Here is a 17436-nt window from a genome sequence, read left to right on the forward strand (position 1 = left end):
AGTTTAGAAGACTTTTCTGTTTATTGTAAAGAATATTTTACGCTGTACGCTTATTTCTTTCCAATGCTGTATAATTTACCACCGTCTGTGACAGCAAGTAATTCACCATTTTTACCTTGTACTACATCGCGGAAGCGCTCACCTTCTTTTGCTAACAAACGCTCTTCGCCCACTACTTTATTGTCCTTAATGACAAGGCGGGCAATGTGCGTACTGCTCAATCCACCTATGAAAAGATTGTTCTTCCATTCTGGAATAGCATCAGCGGTATAAAAAGTCATTCCAGCAGGTGATAAAACAGGATCCCAATAATAAACAGGCTGTTCTAAACCATCTTGAGCTTGGATTGGTGGATTTCCAATCTCTGCACCACCATATTCGATTCCGTAGGTGATTGTTGGCCATCCGTAGTTCTTACCTGCTTCCACACGATTTAACTCATCACCTCCACGTGGTCCAAATTCAGACTCCCATAGATCACCTGTCTCTGGATGAAATGCGATCCCTTGTGGATTACGGTGTCCGTAGGAGTAAATTTCTGGTAAAGCATCGGCTTTACCAGCAAAAGGATTGTCAGCAGCAGGCTGTCCCTCTTTGGTGATGCGTATCAATTTACCTAATGTCGATTTTAAATCTTGTGCCAATGGACGAGTCGCCAGATCCGAACGCTCACCACTAGTAACAATCAAATGTCCAGTTTTGTCAAAGATCAGACGACCACCGTAGTGTAATTTACCATCGTATGTAGGTGTGGTACGATAGATCACGCGCACATCTACAACTGATTTTTCGTCATCAGCCAAGCGACCTTTAGCCACGGCAGTATGATTGCCACCTGATACAGGTTCCGAATATGTCCAATATATTGTCTTGTTACTTGCGTAATCTGGATCCAATGTTATACCTAATAAACCACCTTGGCCATTAGGATCTACTTTCGGTAAACCTGTGATAGCTTCACTTACTGTTCCATCATTTGTCACTAGGCGAAATACACCTTCTTTTTCGGTAATCAAAAACCTTCCATCAGGAAGAACTGCAATACCCCATGGTGATTTGAGTTTATTGGTAATGACTCTGCTTTCGTAAGGAGTAGTAGTCTTAACACCATTTATACGTGTTTGACCTTCGAATGCTGGTTTATAGTTTGTGTTAGCCTTACCAGTCTCTACTGGAGGAAGTGTGTCCGTTTGTTGCGCCGTACCATCGCCTTTGGTATTATTGTCATTGGTACATGATGAGGCAATAATAGTAGATGCAAATATTGCGGTATAAAAAAGTTTGTTCATAATGTATGTTGCGTTTTGTAGGCTAAGATATTAAATTTATAGTAATACTCTTTATCATAAACAGTTGAAATCTTGAAAAGTTCTGCTAAATTTTTGAATAAATCGTAAAGATATATTGAGTACATTGTAGTGTAAAAATATCACACATGAGCCAAAAATCATCTTTGAGAGAAATAGAACAGCGCTTTGATAATGATGTAGAACGTTTTGCTAACTTGGATACAGGGCAATTGACGACTTTGGATGCCAAATACAATATGGAATTGGTCACGGAAGCTATTGTACGGTTGCATCCGAATGTTAAGTATGTATTAGATATCGGCTGTGGTGCTGGCAATTATGATGTCAGTTTATTACAACGCAAATCGCCTTTGCATATAACTTTGTCTGACTTGAGTCAACCGATGCTAGATAAAGCTAAAGAAAGAGTAGAGGCTATTAATAAAGGAGGTTCATGTCAAATGATTAAAGGTGATTTTAGAACTTTACCAGTAGCGGATGAATCTTTTGATGTGATAATTGCTACGGCAGTATTGCATCATCTGCGTGATGATTCGGATTGGGAATCAACTTTCACAATGTTGTACAGTAAACTTAAAAAGGGTGGGAGTATCTGGATTTTCGATTTGATAACGCAAGATTCGGGTGCACTGCAAGAATTTATTTATTCTGTTCGTTATGGAGACTATTTGATTTCATTGAATGATACGGCATATCGTGACCATGTATTGGATTATATCGATAAAGAAGATTCTCCGCGCAGTCTGATGTTTCAACTAGACTTATTACGTAAAGTTGGTTTTACGAAAGTCGATATTCTACATAAGAATTTGTGCTTTGCAAGTTTTGTAGGGTTTAAGGAGTAGGATTGATTTTCCTTTTTTGTCATTCTGACGACAGGAAGAATCTTTTAGCAATTGAAAATGGATAATTGATTATTATTGTATCGCACGGTCGATATAGCAAACCCATAATTATTCTCGTCATTGCGAGGAACGAAGCAATCTATAAAAGTTAATATTGATGATAATATAAAAAATCCCCAACTAGCTAAGCCAATTGGGGATTCTTGCATATACTAAAAATAAAGCCTTATTTCACTTTGTACATTTCTTCGCGTTGTGCTTTTACAACGTCAGAATTGATGTATTCGTCGTAAGTCATCAACTTGTCGATGATACCGTTTGGAGTCAATTCGATAATACGGTTGGCTACAGTTTCTGTCAATTCGTGGTCACGAGAAGTGAATAGCATCGAGCCTTTGAAATCCTTCATGCCATTATTCAACGCTGTAATAGATTCTAAGTCTAAGTGGTTGGTTGGTTCGTCGAAGATTAAGAAGTTAGCACCTTGTAACATCATTTTGGAGAACATACAACGCATTTTCTCACCTCCTGATAATACCGATACTTTTTTCATTACCTCTTCACCAGAGAATAACATTTTACCTAAAAATCCACGTATAAATTGTTCATCAGCATCAGGTTTCGTGGTATAATTACGCAACCAATCTACCAAGTTCTCGTTGTTACCTTCAAAGTATTCTGCATTGTCCATAGGCATATCAGTAGGAGTAATGGTAATACCCCATTTGAAATCACCTGTGAAATCTTTATCACGACCAGTAAGGATTTCATAAAATGCTGTTGTTACCAAGTTGTTTTGACTTAGTACAGCTATTTTATCACCTTTGTTCATCATGAATGTGATGTCTTTGAAATAAGTTTCACCATTCACTGTTTTGCTCAATCCTTCTACATGTAGGATTTGGTCACCTGGTTCTCTATCATAAGTATTGAACATGATAGCAGGATATTTACGGTTCGAAGGCTTGATTTCATCAATATTGATTTTATCCAAAGCTTTCTTACGAGAAGTTGCTTGTTTTGATTTGGAAGCATTTGCTGAGAAACGACGAATAAATTCTTGCAACTCTTTCACCTTATCTTCCATTTTCTTGTTTTGGTCAGCACGTTGTTTCAATGCCAATTGAGATGACTCATACCAGAATGAATAATTACCAGTATAAATTGTCATCTTACCAAAATCAATGTCCACAATATGTGTACACACATGATCTAAAAAGTGACGGTCATGGGAAACAACCAAGACGATAGCTTCGTAAGATGCTAAGAAATCCTCTAACCAAGCGATAGTATTGATGTCCAAATCGTTGGTAGGCTCATCGAGAATCAAAATGTCCGGTTTGCCAAAAAGCGCTTGCGCTAATAACACACGTACTTTTTCGTTACCGTCTAATTCTTTCAGTTGTTTGTAATGTTGTTCTTCCTTGATACCTAAGTTGCTCAAAAGGGTAGCGGCATTGCTTTCCGCATTCCAGCCGTCCATTTCAGCAAATAAGCTTTCTAATTCTCCTGCACGTTCACCATCAGCATCCGAGAAATCTTCTTTCATGTAGATTTCATCTTTTTCTTTCATGATTTTGTACAGTTCTTGATTACCCATCATTACCGTTTCGATAACCGTATATTCATCGAATTCGTAGTGGTTTTGTTTCAATACTGACATACGTTCGCCAGGTGTGAAAACTACCGAACCTGTACTTGGGTCAATTTCACCCGATATAATTTTTAGAAAGGTAGATTTACCAGCACCATTTGCACCGATAATACCGTAACAATTTCCAGAAGTGAATTTTAAATTAACATCTTCGAATAGCACACGTTTGCCAAAACGAAGGGATAGATTGGATACATTAATCATGGCGCAAAGATAAGGTTTTATTCCTTAATATCTATACAGTTAAAGTGTGTCAAATATTATTTGTCACAGGTGATATTGGTCATTTTTAATCAATTTTAGCACACTTTATTTTGAGATGACTATTATTTGAGATATTTTAGAATAATTAAAGATTTTGGTTGAATGAATACGAATAAAATATATGCTGATGAGTTTGTTTCCAAGTTTATGGAAGGTAGTTTACAGCATTTGAAGTATATTCAGACTCCAATCAAAATATTTGCACTAAAAGATATTGCGCCTTATTTACGTACGCCAATTCCACCCATTTTATTTGGTTACAATGTAATCATTCATCTTACCAAGGGGCAGTTTCAACACCAAATTGAGTCAACTAAGTTTATGGTTAAAGCTCCTGCAGTTATGATTGCGAATTATGGACATACTTCTGCAATAGATGAAGTGGATAAAAATGCTGAAGGATATTGTGTGCTTATTAAAGAACAAGCGATGACTTCGATTCTCCGTGATCAAGAAACCTTAAATATCTTTAATATTGCACCCTTATTAAATCTCCAAGACCAGGATAACGATGATTTGAAACAGCTTTTTCATTTGTTGTACAAAGAGATTTATGACGAAAATCCTTATAAATCCTATTATGAAAGTATCTTCAAGACGATAGTCTTAAAAATTATAAAGCTTTCCGATTCGAACAAAACTTTACTACGCAACCAAGAAGTTGCAATTTCCTTTAAACAACTTGTATTTCTTGATTTTTTCAAAGAGAAATCCGTGAGTTATTATGCTGATAAATTAGCTGTTTCCACGAATTATCTTAATCGCTGTGTATCAGCGGTCTTTAAAAAATCTGCAAAACAAGTGATTCTAGAAGTAGCTATTATGCATAGTCAATTATTGTTATTAGAGACCAATAAACCAATTGCGACTATAGCTTATGAGTTAGATTTCGAAGATCCCTCTTATTTCACTCGTCTTTTCAAAAAACTTGTCGGTATCACACCAACTGAATACCGCAATAGCGCAAGCTAAATTGCTTATGCACGATTTGTCCTATTATTGGTCCTGTTTTCCATATTTTTCAGAACGTTTTCCCACTAACTTTACGAAAGTAACTTCAGCTAGTGATATATTAGTTGTTACTTATTAAAATATAATAAATTAATACCATAAGGATATGAGTCAAACTATTGGACATGTAGATTTCAAGACATACATCGATGACTTCGCAAAACATTTACGTGAATTATTTAGAAACGAGTACGATTTCAACAAAATCAGTTTAAACCGTGATTTGCCAGCGGATTTTAAAGCAAAAATAATGGCAAAAAATCCACTAGCAGTGGCTATTCCAGAGCTGCATGGTGGTCGTGGAGTGAATGTCAAAGAATGTCTTGGTGTACTTTCTGCTGCTTCCTATGAATCATTATCCTTGTCCTTAATGTTTGGGATTAACATTGCGTTGTTTCTAGAACCATTGGCTAAATATGGACAATATTCTGTTCAAGAGCGAATCTTCAAAAAATTCTTAGAAGATAAAGCTATGGGGGGATTGATGATTACCGAAAAGTTGTATGGTAGTGACGCATTGAACATGAAAACATCTTACCAAGAGACAGAAGGTGGTTATAAAATCAATGGAGAAAAGCATTGGCAAGGGTTGAGTGGAGCGGCCGACTTTTGGTTGGTGACAGCTCGTAAAGCGAATGCAAATGGTGATTTAGTTCGTGATATTGATTTCTTCGTGACAGATGATAATATTTCAGATCAACATATTCCAATGGTCGAGCGTTACAATAATTTTGGTTTGTTTGCTATTCCTTATGGAATCAATCAAATTGATATTACCGTACCTGAAGATCAAAAATTGCAACCTGAAAGTACAGGATTAAAGTTGATGCTTGATATGTTGCATCGCAGTCGTTTGCAATTTCCAGGAATGGGATTAGGCTTCATAAAGAGACTGATGGATGAATCGCTAGAACATTGTCAAAATAGAATAGTCGGAGGTGCTCCTTTAGCTAATTTGGACGCTGTAAAATATCAATTATCTCGTATTCAAGCTGCATATACTATTTGTTCTGGAATGTGTCACTATAGTTCATCAAATAGTGGGATTGACAAGGATCTAGCTTCATCTGCAGTTGAAGCAAACACATTAAAAGCCCTGATTACGGATTTGATGCAAGAGTCGGCGCAAATTGCATTGCAATTGGCTGGTGCGAATGGTTATCGTTTAGACCATTTTGCGGGTAGAGCAGTGATAGATAGTAGACCTTTCCAAATTTTCGAAGGTTCGAACGAAATGTTATATGGTCAGATTGCAGATGCAATTTTGAAACAAATGCGTAAGTCAAAAGAAACTAGTTTAGTTAATTTCTTGGCAAATCATCCAAATGCTAGCGAAAGTATTCATTACTTTGCAAATCAACTTAACTTTACAATTGATTCTGCCGTTAGTCAACGTGATGCTGTGACATTGGGTCGCATGATTGCTCGTGTGATTAGTTTTCAATTTGTGCTGAATATGAATGGTTATAACTCGCAATTAGTAGAATTGACTCGCCAACATATGGCATCAGACATTGCTATGTTTGTGGGACAATATATGTCTGCTAATACATCTAATCCGATCTTTGAATATCAGGATAATTCAGATTGGTCAAACTTCGCTTAATAATATTCCATTATATTATAAAAAGGGTAGAAAATTTAATTTTCTACCCTTTCTTTTTTTAAGGTGAAGACAGTTATTTCGGGTCTTACATTAAATCTTATTCTGATGGAATGACCAAGGCCTTTATTTATATATAAAGTCCGCCCATCGGAAAGGCGTTTTAGCCCTTTGTCGTAATTCTTATTTTCTACGGGAATTATACTGGCTTTACGGAAGGGAAATCGTACCTGACCGCCGTGTGTATGACCTGACAATATCCAACCATCATAATCTCTCCATACATCTAAATCACACACATCGGGATTATGTACCAAGACTAAGTTTGCCAAAGTTTTATCATAATGGCTCATTGCTTTTTTGGGCCTAAAATTTCCTCTCCAATAATCATCTATCCCTATAATATTCAAACCATGTACATTTAAGTTTTCATTTCGTAAAACGGTAATACCATACTTTTCTAAAATATGCACAAGGGAATCTGCTCTACCTGGATTTTGGAATACGCTGCCATAATCGTGATTTCCTAATATAGCTAAAGTAGCTAATTTCCCTTTAGCAACATGTTTAATGGCTTCTTCAAGTTGATCAAATGGTGCTTGATTATCATTTATAGGACTGATGAAATCACCTGTATACGCAATGATGTCTGGATTTATTTTATCTATTTTGGTAAACTGTTTTATAATATAATCTTCACTGACAGTCTCTCCAATATGAATATCAGAAACTTGAACTAAAGTTTTATTTTGTAGAGAAATAGGAAGGTTTTTAGTTGGCATATCAATGTAATTCCATTCCACCCATCGTGGTTCGATGCGCCAGATGTAAATCACGAAAATAAATGATAAAAAAAGTATAATAAATAATACTCTTGGAATAATTCGGATTAGCTTCAATTTAAATTTATATTGAGTAGGTAAAATTGTAAATTTTGTTAAATTTATAATAATGAGTTGAAAATTGCGAACCTAAATTTATAAAAACTAAAATGCTCAAACCATCTAAAATCTTTTCCCTCAATGCATATCAACTTAAATTAATTGCATTGATCACTATGATTTTAGATCATTTTGCTCGTGTACTTTATCCTGATCTCTATTTATTGAAGGTTGTTGGGCGTATGGCATTTATTCTTTACGCTTTTTTGTTAGTTGAAGGATTTATTCATACCAAAGATTCTAGAAAGTATTTTAGTAGATTATTGTTGTTTGCATTCCTTTCTGAAATTCCTTATGATTTAGCATTTGGGGATGCTTGGTTTGAGCCAAATAGACAAAATATATTTTTTACTTTATCCGCAGGGTTAACATCCTTGCTTATTATAGAATCAAAAAAGGTTGCTTCTGATGTAAAAGTATTACTGGTAGTAGCATTGGTTACAGCCGCTAATTTGTTTCATTTTGATTATTATTACTTAGGTGTATTACAAGTTGTATGCTTTTATGTATATAGGTCTCATCGTTTTAAGCAATATTTGACAGTAGGAATTTTGAACATGTTTTTTATGGCTAGAATTTCCACGCAATCTGCTGCAATTATGGGACTAATTCCTATCTATTTGTACAATGGTAAAAAGGGAAAGAATACTGGTTTACTCTATTACGTTTTTTATCCTGCACATCTATTTTTGTTTTGGTTAGTCAAGAAATACTTTTTGAACTAATCTTTTGACTATGCTTGGAAATCGTTCAATGTATTGTAATACTAATGAGTTCATGTAATAATTGCTAATGCATTTATCATCTTCTTTGATAACATCATCGTAATCCATAACCTGTTGGTCTGTATCAAAATATCCAAAAGCATACAAATTATTGTTTTTAAAGAGAATGTATGATTTTTCATCTAAATGTCTACCTTGGTCAATCACCAAAAAAGATTGCGATTCCATTTTAACTTTTTCTAAAGCTATTTCGACTTTTTGATTGTGGTCAGTCGGGGAAGGAAGTATACTGTAATCTAATTTTGGTTTAGGCTCATTATTTACACTGTAGAAATAACAGAGCTTATTATTCAAATCAAATTCCTCCATCAAATGCAACAATAACTGGTTAGCTTCGTACGGACGCTCAAAATGTTGTACAGCATTAGCATGTTTGTCGTATGGTGATACAACTAACCGAATATAGTCATTTTGGTCAGTGTATTGAATTAGTGAAAATTTGGGTTCATATTTCTTTAAAGCACGATTGTGCGTTGGCCAATGTTGTTTTATTAATTTGCACTCAGTCAATAAAGACATCAATTCAGTGCCAGTTTCCAAAAAATCAATGTGATGTATTTCATTGATAAAAGCTTGTCTTTTCTGGGTTCCGTTAGTTCCGGTAAAATGACTTAAAACTCTCTTTCTTAAATTGATAGCTTTGCCTACATAAATAATTTTACCAGATGCATTTTGGAATAAATACACACCTGTGGTTTCGGGTAATCGAAGAAAATCATCTTCATTAATATGTGTTGGTAAGCGATGTTCCTTTGTTTTCTTTAACGTACTTTCGATGATATTTTCTTTATCCTCCTGCACTAATTTTTCGAACAAGGTGACGGTAGCTTCAGCGTCTCCCATAGCGCGGTGTCTGTCATGAATCTGAATACCAATATTTTGACAAAGCTTACCTAAACTATAAGATGATTGATTTGGAATGATTTTTCTGGACAATCGAACTGTACACAATTTTGGAGCGCGCCATGAAAATCCTGCATTTTTTAGTTCTTCGACGATAAAGGAATAATCAAAATTCACATTGTGCGCAACAAAGACTCTCTTGTGTAATAAATTGTGAACAGTAGATGCAATATCTTTAAATGTTGGCGCATCTTCTACCATTTCATTAGTGATACCAGTTAAGGCTTGTATATGAAAAGGAATTGAAGTATTTGGGTTTATTAAGGATTGGAATTTCTCTAAAATATGCGTTCCATTGTGAATGACGATTGCTATCTCTGTAATTTTATTACCTGCTGCATACGAACCAGTCGTCTCAATATCCACAATCGCATATTCCATACGACAAAAGTACAAACAAGTTTTTGATTAGAGAACTATCAATAGGATTGAAGCAATGATTACTAAAGCAATTATGATGTTTCGAAAAATCTTTTCGGGTAAAACTTTAATAATTTTAATACCTATAAATCCACCCAATAGAATAAAGGGCAGAGCCATAAAATTTAAAAAAATTCCTTCCCAGGTTATATTGTGCCATACAAATACTTGAAGTGGAATCTTACTCAGATTCAATATGAAAATAAACCAGGCTGAAGTGGCGGCAAAAGCAATTTTATCCAAACGCTTTGAAAGCATATACACAGAAAGGGCAGGGCCTGCTGCATTGCCAATCATCGTAGAAAAACCCAATATAAATCCAAATAGCGGCGAATACCATTTCTTGTTAGTCAATAGCTTCTGCTTTTCTAAAGATGATTTTTCCATCCAAAGCATGATGAAAACGCCAATTATTATGCAGATTCCAATACAGATTTTAAAAGTCTTATCGTCGATGTAATTTCCCAACAATAACCCTATGAAAAGCCCAAAGAAAGCTAGCGGTAATAATTTTTTGACTTCATGCCACAGAAATGCCTTTCGATAATAAATTACAGCCACCAAATCTGCAAAACAAAGCAGAATTAGCACAATTCCTGTGGAATATTTTGCCCCGAAGAGTAAAGCAAAAAGAGGCACAGCTAATGTTCCAATGTTTTGAATTCCCGTTTTGGAAATACCAATCAACATGGCGCACGTAAAATACAACGCCCAACCATAAGGACTTGAAATCAATTGCATTGCCTCTTGCATATTAATCTTTTAATATTTCAAGAACTTTTGCAGCACTAATCTCTGAATAATCGCTAATATAAAAATTGCACTTTGGTAATTGCTCCTTTGTATGCGAACTCAAAACGGCTACGACTTTCATTCCTGCATTAAGTCCTGCTGTAATGCCCGAAAATGAATCTTCAAATACTAGGCAGTTGCTTGGTGCGATTCCAAGGCGTTCTGCTGCATTCAGATATACTTCTGGATGAGGCTTATGCAATTTAACATCTTCACTACTCATTGTTAACTGCATATCTTTTCTAATATTTAATCGATCAATAATCAAATCCATATTTGCTCGTGGTGCAGCAGTACATACAGCAGTATAAATTTTATTCGCCTTTAAATCGGCTAAAAAATTCTTGTAATACGGAATTGTTTCCACTTTATCTTTATACGAATCACGAAACAATTCCTCTTTTTCGTTTTCAAATTTTAATAATTCTTCACCATGTACAGGTCTTTTGAAAAAGTAAGTCATGATGTGACTGTTGTGTTTTCCATACATATGATCTTCAAACTCTTGCTCTGTGTATGGAATTTGGTATTTGTCAAAAAAAGCTTCGAATGCTTTAGCGTGATGCGGATTGGTGTGGCAGATTACACCATCCATATCAAATAATACGGCATATTGATTCATGGGGCAAATATAGCTATAAATTAAGGCTATAGCATCATAATTGTATTTAAGTTATTTGATTAAAATCACACATAATTATTATTTTTGGCAATGCCGATGAAAAACTTTCTACCAATAATTATAGTCATACTTTTTTTAGCCTGTGACAATGATGTGTATGAAACACACACCAAGCAAGGTGAATTTACTATTACCGAAATAAAACGAGGTGGTAAAAGACATCTTCGCGGATTCTATGTCGAAGGTTTTGAAAAGAAAGTCAAATACAGCGATATCCGTAATGGAAAATACAATGTAGGTGATAAAGTTCAGTTGAATTATGATTCTGTTATTAATAAAACCAAAGGAACCTATAGACTAGTATTGCAACGCAGAATAGAAGTCGAAAAATAGTTTAATTAATAACCCATCATTTTATAAGCTTGCTCAATATATTGGTAAAAAGCCCCTTGAGGATCTTGTTTGTTCTTCTTATCATGCAAATGACCTAATCGAACGATTAAAATATTATCAGCTGGAATTGAAATAACAAATTGCCCTAAATGACCATCCATATAGAATACTTTTTTGCCCTTATATTCATTCAGCCACCAACTGTAACCATAATTCTGTGAATCAGGAGTAGCTGGCGTTATTGAATTTTGCACGTAAGAAGAATCTAGAAGCTGTTTATCACCCCAACGTCCATTTTGGGTATACAATTTTCCAAAACGTGCGAAATCGCGTGCATTACTTGCTATACAACAATATGTTTTTTCAACCCCATCCTGAGGGGAGAATTGCCAAAGTGCATCATTTTCAGCGCCCATTGGCTTCCAAAAATGTTCGGACAAAAATTCTGATAGCGAAACAGGAAGGGCTTTAGCCAATACCATTCCTAGTAATTGCGTGTCACCGCTTTGATATTTAAATTTTTGATTTGGTTTGTCCTTTATTGGCAATTCCAACATCGCTTTGCTGATATCTTTGTAAAAATATGCTTTAGTTGTAATTGAAAAAGGGGAATAGTATTTTTCATCCCACTCCAGTCCAGATCGCATCGTGGCTAAATCACGGATAGTTAATTCATCTGCGTATTCGCCTTGTAATTCGGGTAGATAGGTTTTTACTTTTTCATCCAAACTAATTATATAGCCTAGTTCTAAGGCTTTGCCTAATAGGGCAGCAGTAATGCTTTTGGCCATAGAAAATGAGTTCGTCAATGATTTTTCATTAAAACCATCGTAATATTTTTCAAACCAGATACTGTCATTCTTTATTATCAAATATGCTATGCTTTTATTAGCAAGGTGGATAGAATCTAATACAGGTGTAGAACTGCTTTTATTATAATCTACGGATTGTGGCCAAGGTTGAGGAGTACCTTTTTCGATCTTTCTGTTCTCAAAATATTTATAATCCTCCAAAAATGCAGAAGTATGTCCTGTCAAGTAAACTGTACGTACAGCCTTGAGAATATAGCCATTTCCTGTAAATAATAGACCTAAAGAAACAACTGTTATCAGCACAATAAGACTACCGATTAGCCATTTGAATATGTTGAGTATCATATATTCGGTTTATAAAAAATAAAGATACAGAATGTTTTAAAATAATGAGATTCAATTTTTTTGAAATTGAATTTTATTTTGATATATTTATGATATCAAAATGATATCAAATTTTTAACACTTATAAATTATGGAAAAAGTTATTAAGCCTACCTCAGGATATTCTGCAATCGGAATTGGAATTGTCTTGTTATTAATGTCTGGTTACATTGTATATTTATCTGTTTTAAACGATCGACCAGGATTTATATTCCTCGGTATTCTAGTTTTTTTAGCCTCAGTTTTTATTTTTAAAGGAATTTTGATTGTGCATCCGAATCATTCACGTGTATTGAATTTCTTTGGTAGTTATGTTGGCACGATTAAGGAGAATGGATTGTTTTTTGTGAATCCATTGTATACAGCGACAAAAATGTCTTTGCGTTCGGAAAACTTACAAGGACAAACGTTAAAGGTTAATGATAAAATGGGTAATCCTATTGAAATCGGTGCAGTAATCGTGTGGAAAATAGGCGATACGTATAAAGCTGCGTACGATGTAGAACGTATCTTTGATTATGTGCGCGCACAATCCGAAGCTGCGGTTCGTCATCTTGCAGTGAGTTTTGCTTATGATGATTTGGAGGATGATACGGCAGAAATTACCTTGCGTAATGGGGGAGAAGAAGTGAATCATATATTGGAAAGTGAATTGACAGAGCGTCTGTCAAAAGCAGGTATTATCGTTGAAGAGGCTAGAATAAGTCATTTGGCTTATGCAGCTGAAATTGCGGGTGCAATGTTACAAAGACAACAAGCAGCGGCAATCGTTGCAGCACGTGCAAAGATCGTCGACGGTGCTGTAGGTATGGTGGATATGGCATTGAAGAAATTGTCTGCGGAAAATATTGTAGAGCTGGACGATGAGCGCAAAGCAGCCATGGTAAGTAATCTAATGGTGGTACTATGCGGCGAAAAAGCAGCACAACCAATTGTAAATACAGGTTCCTTGTATTAATAATAGGGGCATCAAAGTGATTTGATATGAAGAAAAAAAGTTTTGTGGTGCGGATAGATGAGGATACATTCAAGCTACTTGAAAAGTGGGCGCAGGATGAATTTCGTAGTGTCAATGGTCAAATTGAATTTTTACTACACGAGGCTCTGGTGAAGAGCAAGCGTAAAAAGAATAAGGAATAGTTAGTAAGAGAGATTTTCGAATCTCTCTTTTCGTTTTTGGAAGGGATTCAAATTACATAAAACAAAAATTTATTTTCAAAAATAGTTGGAATATAAATTTTTCGATTTATATTAGTGTATTATTTAAATAGTACACTAGTATGATAGAAATTAAAAACTTAAATTTTAGTTATACCAAAAACAAACCAATCTTTTCAGATTTGAATCTAGATTTGGATACAGGGCATATCTATGGACTCCTCGGTAAGAATGGGGCAGGAAAATCGACGCTTTTGAAGAATATGATTGGGTTAGTATATCCCAATTCAGGCGAGATTTTAATTCTTGGACAGGATGTGCAACAGCGAAAACCTTCTTTATTGCAAGAGATTTGCTTTATACCAGAGGATTTGTATTTACCTAATGTATCGGTAAAAAGTTACTTAAAATCAAATTCTCGTTTTTATCCTAATTTTGATGAGGGTTATTTTCAAAAACTCTTTGCTGAATTTCAGATTCCTAAGAATCAAAATTTAGGAAATATGAGTTATGGACAGAAGAAGAAGTTCCTGATTTCGTTTGGTCTTGCGACGAACACCAAAGTGGTCATCATGGATGAACCGACTAATGGATTGGATATTCCGTCCAAAGCACAATTCAGAAAGGTTCTTGCAGCCGTCATGAACGAAGAATGTGTGATTGTAATTTCTACGCACCAAGTACGTGATTTGGACAATTTGATTGATTCTGTTATTATTTTAGATCAACATCGTATTGTATTGAATGAATCCATTCAAACAATTGCAGATCATCTGCACTTTAAAAAAGTTACGGAATTGAGTCAAGATGTACTGTATGCTGAACAAGGAATTGGAGCATACAGTGTTATTTCAACTAATGCTGATTTTGAAGATTCGAAAATTGATCTTGAATTGCTGTTCAATGCTGTCACCGTAGAAAATGAAAAAATTACCAACCAATTTTAACCGCAGAATATGAATAATACATTTGATTTTAATCGTTTTAAATTGCTCATTGGTAGACAATGGCAATCTTATAAAAAAGAGTATTTCCTTATTGTTGGTGTTTTGCTGGCTATAATTCTTTATTTCTATGGGAATGAACTTTACAAAGTTTTCAAGGAAGGTGATATTGTTATGTATAACAATGATTTTAGGTTCAGAATTCCCCTATTTATTATTCTTGGACTTCTTTATATTTCTTTAACCGCTAGTTCTTATTTTAAAAATTACGGCAAATCCAATGCGGCTATAGCGGAGATATTACTTCCGGCTTCTAAATTAGAAAAATTTCTTGCAGGCATATTCTACACAACAGGCTTAGGATTTATAACATATTTATTTCTATTTCATATTGTAGATTTCGGGTTTATGAATTACGTGCGTTCATTTACGACAAGTACGACATCTCACATGGAAAATGGCAAAGAAATAGTACGTGATAACTTAAATTTCTTACACAAGGTGATATATATAGATCCAGTGCAATATTTTGTATTTCTACCGTTTACTATTAATGCGCTTTTTTTGTTGGGCTCAATCTATTTTAAGAACAAGCACTTTATCAAAACAATAGTATCTGTTGCGGTATATGGTGGACTTTGTTTTTTGCTAATTTATAGTATTTATAGGTTATTCTTTTTAGGACATATGCAGTTGGATAATAATAACAATATAGACCATAAAGATTTGATTAGATTTTTATTTGCTACGCTGGGTTGGACTATAACGATTATTTTGTGGACAATCATATATGTTCGATTGAAAGAAAAGGAGGCTTAATATGGATTTTAACCAGAATAAAGCAATCTATTTGCAAATAGTAGATCATATATGTGAGAATATTCTGCTAGGTACATGGCCAATAGATTCGAAATTACCGTCTGTGCGTGAGTTGGCTATTGATATAGCGGTGAATCCAAATACAGTCATGCGTACATATGATTTCTTGCAGCAGCAAGGTGTTATTTCGAATAAGCGTGGCGTTGGTTTTTTTGTGACATCAGATTCTTTTTCACAAATAAAAAAGTATAAGAAAGAAGTCTTCGTGAAAGAAGATCTTCCTCAAGTTTTCAAAAATATCTATCTTCTGGATATTTCATTAGAGGAATTGAAAGAGAGATATGATGATTTTATTAATGAAAATTATAAATCGTACTAAAATGAAATTAAGTAATAAATTATTAATAGGGGTTGGCGTAAGCTTATTTACACTTATTTTGAGTATTGTCGTTGTAGCTAATATTGGTGGTGTGGATCAAGCAGAGTATTGGAAAAGCATAGAAAACGAGGCTAAAAACTTTAATTCAGAAAGCAAATATTTGAAGGGCGCTAAATTAAATACTTACAGAAGTATTTCAATAAAGAGTGAACACAGCAGAGGTCTTTATTTGCATTTAATTAAAGATGCTACATTTGCATACAAAAGTAATTCGGAGTTAAATGAAGTGGAAGTTTCAGCCGATAATGAAGGACTAATATTAAATTTTAAAACAAAGTCATTTCAATATCTGCATGTTTACCTTTATGCCCCTCATTTTGAGAATGTGACTTTGTCAAATTTAAATCTAGATGAGTTGGTTACATCAGAAGATTCATTAAAATTGGACATTCTAAATGCCTCATGGGGATCTTATAATATAGATAATGAAAGTTTAAAATCTTTGGATCTGAGTTTAACGAATTCGTCTATTGATAATACGCTAAAAATTGGGAAATTGGAAAACTTAAATCTAAAATTGACTAATTCAGCGATAAAACTTCAGCCATCCTCGATTAAAGGTTTAGCCGTTCAGGCAGAGAACTCCAAATTCGCTATTGAAGAGCCAAATGGTCCTACGACAATCTCTAGTTTATCCGTTGTTACACAAGGTAAATCAACTATTAGTCTGCCAACTAAAATTTCTGTAGACAAAATAGAAGGAAATCTTTCTGATAGTACATCTACAAATTTTCCTGTATTTCTGCTAAAGAATTTAATCAAGTAAAATTAAAATCTTCAAAACAATAAAGGCATCATTCATTGATGCCTTTATTGTTTTAATCCCTTCTCAAGAATTCTCTGTCTTCATCTGACAAGCCATCATTAGGCTTGTATGGCGAATCTATATAATTATCTTCTTCTTGCTCAGCGGTAGGAGGTTGGTAAACCGGATTGTTAATGCCGTATTCTGTTGGATGTTTCTTTTTACGTCTAAATAGTATACCTCCTGTGATAACACCAAGAATAAAAAATATGCCTAATATTAATAATTTGGAAGTACGAATATCACCAAATAACCAAAAAGAGCTTTCTTCCTTATTATTAAAAAGGATTATAGCTACTAAAGCTAAAAGTAAAGCGGTAATTATAGTTTTTGGTTTCATAGTCAAATTCTATTTATTGAAACACAAACATAATAAAAAAGGAGATAACCATGGGTTATCTCCTTTCTTGACTTTGGCTGTTTACTAGATATTTTAAAAAAATGCGGTGATTTTTGATTTATCGCATTTTTTTTATAACTTAACATCTAGTTAAACAACTAGATATGGGATATCCAACAAAAGTTCAAGTGA

General features: G+C 34.4%; 19 protein-coding genes. 11 read left to right on the top strand and 8 right to left on the bottom strand.

The genetic code is table 11. The features are described from left to right. Positions 1–50: 50 nt before the first annotated feature. Positions 51–1289, bottom strand: coding sequence for a PQQ-dependent sugar dehydrogenase (locus tag GOQ17_RS06405; RefSeq protein ID WP_159636412.1), 1239 nt, complete (start codon positions 1287–1289; stop codon positions 51–53). Between the two features lie 146 nt (positions 1290–1435). Between GOQ17_RS06405 and GOQ17_RS06410 the strand changes: the two genes are divergently transcribed. Continuing rightward, positions 1436–2155 (top strand): class I SAM-dependent methyltransferase, encoded by a 720-nt coding sequence (locus GOQ17_RS06410; RefSeq protein WP_159636414.1) that lies wholly within the window; start codon positions 1436–1438, stop codon positions 2153–2155. Positions 2156–2381: 226 nt separating this feature from the next. Here the strand turns inward: GOQ17_RS06410 and GOQ17_RS06415 are convergent, their stop codons facing one another. Beyond that, positions 2382–4013, bottom strand: a complete 1632-nt coding sequence (locus tag GOQ17_RS06415; RefSeq protein ID WP_159636416.1) for an ABC-F family ATP-binding cassette domain-containing protein — start codon at positions 4011–4013, stop codon at positions 2382–2384. Between the two features lie 162 nt (positions 4014–4175). Between GOQ17_RS06415 and GOQ17_RS06420 the strand changes: the two genes are divergently transcribed. Next, positions 4176–5045: a helix-turn-helix domain-containing protein gene (locus GOQ17_RS06420; protein ID WP_159636418.1), complete on the top strand. Its 870-nt coding sequence runs from the start codon at positions 4176–4178 to the stop codon at positions 5043–5045. Between the two features lie 145 nt (positions 5046–5190). Continuing rightward, the gene (locus GOQ17_RS06425; RefSeq protein WP_159636420.1) at positions 5191–6690 is read left to right on the top strand and encodes an acyl-CoA dehydrogenase family protein; all 1500 of its coding nucleotides are present in this window, start codon (positions 5191–5193) and stop codon (positions 6688–6690) included. Between the two features lie 35 nt (positions 6691–6725). On the opposite strand, the gene GOQ17_RS06430 is transcribed toward GOQ17_RS06425, so the two are convergent. Continuing rightward, positions 6726–7523, bottom strand: a complete 798-nt coding sequence (locus tag GOQ17_RS06430) for a metallophosphoesterase (protein WP_201288561.1) — start codon at positions 7521–7523, stop codon at positions 6726–6728. Positions 7524–7744: 221 nt separating this feature from the next. Here GOQ17_RS06430 and GOQ17_RS06435 point away from each other — a divergent pair, with 221 nt between their 5' ends. Beyond that, positions 7745–8353: a TraX family protein gene (locus tag GOQ17_RS06435; protein ID WP_159636422.1), complete on the top strand. Its 609-nt coding sequence runs from the start codon at positions 7745–7747 to the stop codon at positions 8351–8353. Here the strand turns inward: GOQ17_RS06435 and GOQ17_RS06440 are convergent. From GOQ17_RS06440 to GOQ17_RS06450, 3 genes are read right to left on the bottom strand one after another with little or no spacing between them, the layout of a single operon-like run. Then, complete coding sequence (locus GOQ17_RS06440; RefSeq protein ID WP_159636424.1) at positions 8327–9697, bottom strand: exonuclease domain-containing protein; 1371 nt, start codon at positions 9695–9697, stop codon at positions 8327–8329. The two genes, GOQ17_RS06435 and GOQ17_RS06440, sit on opposite strands and share 27 nt — an antisense overlap. Before the next feature lie 27 nt (positions 9698–9724). Next, positions 9725–10489 carry a sulfite exporter TauE/SafE family protein gene (locus GOQ17_RS06445; protein ID WP_159636426.1) on the bottom strand — a complete coding sequence of 255 codons (765 nt, stop codon included), beginning with the start codon at positions 10487–10489 and terminating at the stop codon, positions 9725–9727. A gap of 1 nt (position 10490) precedes the next feature. Further along, a complete protein-coding gene (locus tag GOQ17_RS06450) occupies positions 10491–11150 on the bottom strand; it encodes an HAD family hydrolase (RefSeq protein WP_159636428.1) in 660 nt (219 codons plus the stop codon). 96 nt (positions 11151–11246) lie between these two features. On the opposite strand from GOQ17_RS06450, the gene GOQ17_RS06455 reads away from it, so the two are divergent. Further along, entirely contained in the window at positions 11247–11543 is a 297-nt protein-coding gene (locus GOQ17_RS06455; RefSeq protein ID WP_159636430.1) for a hypothetical protein, read from the top strand. A gap of 5 nt (positions 11544–11548) precedes the next feature. On the opposite strand, the gene GOQ17_RS06460 is transcribed toward GOQ17_RS06455, so the two are convergent. Then, the gene (locus GOQ17_RS06460; protein WP_159636432.1) at positions 11549–12700 is read right to left on the bottom strand and encodes a serine hydrolase domain-containing protein; all 1152 of its coding nucleotides are present in this window, start codon (positions 12698–12700) and stop codon (positions 11549–11551) included. A gap of 130 nt (positions 12701–12830) precedes the next feature. On the opposite strand from GOQ17_RS06460, the gene GOQ17_RS06465 reads away from it, so the two are divergent. The 6 genes from GOQ17_RS06465 (at position 12831) to GOQ17_RS06490 (ending at position 16865) form a co-directional block, all read left to right on the top strand. Further along, positions 12831–13697: an SPFH domain-containing protein gene (locus tag GOQ17_RS06465; protein ID WP_159636434.1), complete on the top strand. Its 867-nt coding sequence runs from the start codon at positions 12831–12833 to the stop codon at positions 13695–13697. 26 nt (positions 13698–13723) lie between these two features. Beyond that, positions 13724–13879: a type II toxin-antitoxin system antitoxin gene (locus GOQ17_RS06470; RefSeq protein WP_149915459.1), complete on the top strand. Its 156-nt coding sequence runs from the start codon at positions 13724–13726 to the stop codon at positions 13877–13879. Between the two features lie 140 nt (positions 13880–14019). Further along, the gene (locus tag GOQ17_RS06475) at positions 14020–14844 is read left to right on the top strand and encodes an ABC transporter ATP-binding protein (RefSeq protein WP_159636436.1); all 825 of its coding nucleotides are present in this window, start codon (positions 14020–14022) and stop codon (positions 14842–14844) included. A 9-nt stretch (positions 14845–14853) separates the two neighbouring features. Beyond that, a complete protein-coding gene (locus GOQ17_RS06480; RefSeq protein WP_159636438.1) occupies positions 14854–15660 on the top strand; it encodes a hypothetical protein in 807 nt (268 codons plus the stop codon). Between the two features lies 1 nt (position 15661). After that, positions 15662–16039, top strand: a complete 378-nt coding sequence (locus GOQ17_RS06485; protein ID WP_159636440.1) for a GntR family transcriptional regulator — start codon at positions 15662–15664, stop codon at positions 16037–16039. A 1-nt stretch (position 16040) separates the two neighbouring features. Then, positions 16041–16865, top strand: coding sequence for a hypothetical protein (locus GOQ17_RS06490; RefSeq protein ID WP_159636441.1), 825 nt, complete (start codon positions 16041–16043; stop codon positions 16863–16865). Positions 16866–16917: 52 nt separating this feature from the next. On the opposite strand, the gene GOQ17_RS06495 is transcribed toward GOQ17_RS06490, so the two are convergent. Further along, entirely contained in the window at positions 16918–17244 is a 327-nt protein-coding gene (locus tag GOQ17_RS06495) for an LPXTG cell wall anchor domain-containing protein (protein WP_159636443.1), read from the bottom strand. Positions 17245–17436 lie beyond the last annotated feature (192 nt).

This window comes from Sphingobacterium composti (assembly GCF_009829075.1).
Taxonomy (GTDB): Bacteria; Bacteroidota; Bacteroidia; order Sphingobacteriales; family Sphingobacteriaceae; genus Sphingobacterium; species Sphingobacterium composti.

Bases quoted from the DNA above. Each gene is read 5' to 3' on its own strand.
- GOQ17_RS06405 (WP_159636412.1), bottom strand. From the start codon at position 1,289: ATGAACAAACTTTTTTATACCGCAATATTTGCATCTACTATTATTGCC.
- GOQ17_RS06410 (WP_159636414.1), top strand. From the start codon at position 1,436: ATGAGCCAAAAATCATCTTTGAGAGAAATAGAACAGCGCTTTGATAAT.
- GOQ17_RS06415 (WP_159636416.1), bottom strand. From the start codon at position 4,013: ATGATTAATGTATCCAATCTATCCCTTCGTTTTGGCAAACGTGTGCTA.
- GOQ17_RS06420 (WP_159636418.1), top strand. From the start codon at position 4,176: ATGAATACGAATAAAATATATGCTGATGAGTTTGTTTCCAAGTTTATG.
- GOQ17_RS06425 (WP_159636420.1), top strand. From the start codon at position 5,191: ATGAGTCAAACTATTGGACATGTAGATTTCAAGACATACATCGATGAC.
- GOQ17_RS06435 (WP_159636422.1), top strand. From the start codon at position 7,745: ATGATTTTAGATCATTTTGCTCGTGTACTTTATCCTGATCTCTATTTA.
- GOQ17_RS06440 (WP_159636424.1), bottom strand. From the start codon at position 9,697: ATGGAATATGCGATTGTGGATATTGAGACGACTGGTTCGTATGCAGCA.
- GOQ17_RS06445 (WP_159636426.1), bottom strand. From the start codon at position 10,489: ATGCAAGAGGCAATGCAATTGATTTCAAGTCCTTATGGTTGGGCGTTG.
- GOQ17_RS06450 (WP_159636428.1), bottom strand. From the start codon at position 11,150: ATGAATCAATATGCCGTATTATTTGATATGGATGGTGTAATCTGCCAC.
- GOQ17_RS06455 (WP_159636430.1), top strand. From the start codon at position 11,247: ATGAAAAACTTTCTACCAATAATTATAGTCATACTTTTTTTAGCCTGT.
- GOQ17_RS06460 (WP_159636432.1), bottom strand. From the start codon at position 12,700: ATGATACTCAACATATTCAAATGGCTAATCGGTAGTCTTATTGTGCTG.
- GOQ17_RS06465 (WP_159636434.1), top strand. From the start codon at position 12,831: ATGGAAAAAGTTATTAAGCCTACCTCAGGATATTCTGCAATCGGAATT.
- GOQ17_RS06470 (WP_149915459.1), top strand. From the start codon at position 13,724: ATGAAGAAAAAAAGTTTTGTGGTGCGGATAGATGAGGATACATTCAAG.
- GOQ17_RS06475 (WP_159636436.1), top strand. From the start codon at position 14,020: ATGATAGAAATTAAAAACTTAAATTTTAGTTATACCAAAAACAAACCA.
- GOQ17_RS06480 (WP_159636438.1), top strand. From the start codon at position 14,854: ATGAATAATACATTTGATTTTAATCGTTTTAAATTGCTCATTGGTAGA.
- GOQ17_RS06485 (WP_159636440.1), top strand. From the start codon at position 15,662: ATGGATTTTAACCAGAATAAAGCAATCTATTTGCAAATAGTAGATCAT.
- GOQ17_RS06490 (WP_159636441.1), top strand. From the start codon at position 16,041: ATGAAATTAAGTAATAAATTATTAATAGGGGTTGGCGTAAGCTTATTT.
- GOQ17_RS06495 (WP_159636443.1), bottom strand. From the start codon at position 17,244: ATGAAACCAAAAACTATAATTACCGCTTTACTTTTAGCTTTAGTAGCT.